This is a genomic window from Nocardioides sp., from assembly GCF_047607365.1.
Lineage (GTDB): Bacteria > Actinomycetota > Actinomycetes > Propionibacteriales > Nocardioidaceae > Nocardioides.
On the sequence record NZ_JASGDD010000009.1, the window covers coordinates 1 to 2,871 of the forward strand.

3 protein-coding genes are annotated in these 2,871 nt (G+C 72.2%); 1 reads left to right on the forward strand and 2 read right to left on the reverse strand.

Annotated elements, in window-relative coordinates:
- Both QM572_RS00620 and glgC read right to left on the reverse strand, forming a co-directional pair.
- Window positions 1–178 (reverse strand): NAD(P)-binding domain-containing protein (locus QM572_RS00620; RefSeq protein ID WP_415088937.1); only part of this gene is annotated, 178 nt, incomplete at its 3' end.
- 107 nt (window positions 179–285) lie between these two features.
- Window positions 286–1,512, reverse strand: a complete 1,227-nt coding sequence (gene glgC, locus QM572_RS00625) for a glucose-1-phosphate adenylyltransferase (RefSeq protein WP_415088933.1) — start codon at window positions 1,510–1,512, stop codon at window positions 286–288.
- Between the two features lie 22 nt (window positions 1,513–1,534).
- Here glgC and glgA point away from each other — a divergent pair, with 22 nt between their 5' ends.
- Window positions 1,535–2,719: a glycogen synthase gene (gene glgA / locus QM572_RS00630; protein ID WP_415088935.1), complete on the forward strand. Its 1,185-nt coding sequence runs from the start codon at window positions 1,535–1,537 to the stop codon at window positions 2,717–2,719.
- Window positions 2,720–2,871 lie beyond the last annotated feature (152 nt).

Sequence of the window (2,871 nt, forward strand, 5' to 3'; positions counted from 1 at the left end):
CCACCGCGGCCACCGCTGCCACGGTGGCCGCGGCGGCGTCGGCCCGTTCCTGGCTGCGGCTGCCGAGGATCACCGGCACGCCGGCGCTCGCGAAGCGCCCGCCGAGCGAGGTGCCCAACGCTCCCGTCCCACCCAGGAAGGCGACGGTGATCCCCGTCAGCGACTCGTGGAGGCTCATGGCGCCACCCTAGCCGCGCCGACGCGAGCGGAAACACCCGTTGATCCCCCTCCGCTGCGACCCCGGGGCCGGCGAGGCTCGCTGCCGCCGCGAGACGCCGCGGCGGCTCAGTCGTAGGGCTGGTCCTTGCCCGCGACGGTGAGGCCGTCGAGGATCACGAAGCCGTGGGCCGCGTCCTCCTCCGGGTCGACGCCGACGCGGGCGCCGGGCGGGATGACGACGTTCTTGTCGAGGATGGCGTTGCGCACGACCGCCCCCGCGCCGATCTTCACGTCGTTGAGCAGCACCGAGCCGGAGACGGTGGCGTCGGACGACACGAAGACGCCCGGCGAGAGCACCGATCGGTGCACCGAGCCCCCCGTCACGACGACCCCCGGGGAGAACAGCACCTCGTCGACCTCCGAGCGGACCACCTTCGCCGGCGGGTAGGGGCCGTGGGAGGTGAAGATCGGCCACTCGTAGTTGTAGAGGTTGAAGACCGGCAGCGGCGACACCACGTCCATGTGCGCCTCGTAGTAGGAGCGCATCGTCCCGACGTCCCGCCAGTAGCCGCGGTCGCGGTCGGTCGACCCCGGGACGTAGTTGTCCTTGTAGTCGTAGACCGCCGCCTCGCCCCGCTCGACGAAGCCGGGGACGATGTCGCCGCCCATGTCGTGCTTGGAGGCGAGGTCGGAGGCGTCGCGGGTGACGGCGTCGACCAGGGCGTCGGTGTCGAAGCAGTAGTTGCCCATCGAGGCGAGCACCTCGTCGGGCGAGTCGGGCAGGCCGACCGGGTCGGTCGGCTTCTCGAGGAACTCCCGGATCCGCCGTGGGTCGTCGGCGGGGACGTCGATGACCCCGAACTGGTCGGCCAGCGAGATCGGCTGGCGGATGGCGGCGACCGAGCAGGGCGCGCCCAGCTCGATGTGCTGCTCGACCATCTGCGCGAAGTCCATCCGATAGACGTGGTCGGCGCCCACCACGACGACGAGGTCGGGCCGCTCGTCGCCGATCAGGTTGAGCGACTGGTAGATGGCGTCGGCCGAGCCGAGGTACCAGTTCTTGCCGACCCGCTGCTGCGCCGGCACGGACGCGACGTAGTTGCCGAGCATCGTCGACATCCGCCAGGTCTGGGTGATGTGCCGGTCCAGCGAGTGCGACTTGTACTGCGTCAGCACGACCACCTGGAGGCAGCCGCTGTTGACCACGTTGGAGAGGGCGAAGTCGATCAGGCGGTAGATGCCGGCATAGGGCACCGCCGGCTTCGCCCGGTCGGTGGTGAGGGGCATCAGCCGCTTGCCCTCCCCGCCGGCCAGCACGATCGCCATCACCTTCTTGCGCATCGGCACGGCCATGAGCCCACGCTACTGTCTGGGTGTGCGCGTCGACATCCTCACGAAGGAGTACCCGCCGGAGATCTACGGCGGCGCGGGCGTGCACGTCGCCGAGCTCGTCCGGGCGCTGCGCGACGGCGACGACGACATCGAGGTCCGCGCGTTCGGCGCGCCTCGCGACGAGGCCGGCACGACGTCGTACGGCGACCCGGACTCGCTGGCCGGGGCCAATCCGGCGCTGCGCACCCTCGGCGTCGACCTCGCGATGGCGAACGACACCGCCGGGGCCGACCTCGTCCACTCGCACACGTGGTACGCCAACATGGCCGGCCACCTGTCCGGCCTCCTGCACGGCATCCCCCACGTCCTGACCGCGCACTCGCTCGAGCCGCTGCGGCCGTGGAAGGCCGAGCAGCTCGGCGGCGGGTACGCCGTCTCGAGCTGGGCCGAGCGCACCGCCTACGAGGGCGCGAGCGCGATCATCGCCGTCAGCGACGCGATGCGCGAGGACGTGCTCCACGCCTATCCGGCCGTCGACCCGGCGAGGGTGCACACCATCCTCAACGGCATCGACTCCAGCCTCTGGCAGCCGACCGACGACCCGCAGCGCGCGCGTGAGCTCGGCGTGGACCCCGACCGGCCGAGCGTCATCTTCGTCGGCCGCATCACCCGGCAGAAGGGGCTCCCCCTCTTCCTCCGCGCAGCCGCCCAGCTGCCGCCCGAGGTGCAGCTGGTGCTGTGCGCCGGCGCCCCGGACACCCCCGAGATCGCCGCGGAGGTGAGCGGCCTGGTCCGCGACCTGCAGGCCACCCGCGACGGGGTGGTGTGGATCGACGAGATGCTGCCCCGCAGCGACGTCTCGACCCTGCTCACCCAGGCGACCGTCTTCGCCTGCCCCTCGATCTACGAGCCCCTCGGCATCGTCAACCTCGAGGCGATGGCGTGTGGCACGGCCGTGGTCGCGACCCGCACCGGGGGCATCCCCGAGGTGGTGGTCGACGGCGTGACCGGCACGCTCGTGCCGATCGAGCAGGCGACGGACGGCACCGGCACGCCGCTGGACCCCGAGCGGTACGTCGCCGACTTCGCCGCCGCGCTCAACGCCACCCTCGCCGACCCGGGCGTGGCGCTCGCCCAAGGCGTCGCCGGCCGGGAGCGCGCCGTCGAGCGGTTCAGCTGGACGGCCATCGCCGAGGAGACCCGGGAGCTATACGCCCGGCTCCTCTAGGGTGTGTCTCTCAATTCGGGCGAAACGCATCCGGCGGCGCCGCGCCCGATCCGGCGAGGCGGAGGCGCGAAAGCGCAGCGGGCTGCGCTGAGCGTCGACAACGAAGCCGGTCGGGATGCGGCGCCGTCGGGGCGCCGGCCGAATTGAGAGAC

Bases quoted from the DNA above. Each gene is read 5' to 3' on its own strand.
- glgC (WP_415088933.1), bottom strand. From the start codon at position 1,512: ATGGCCGTGCCGATGCGCAAGAAGGTGATGGCGATCGTGCTGGCCGGC.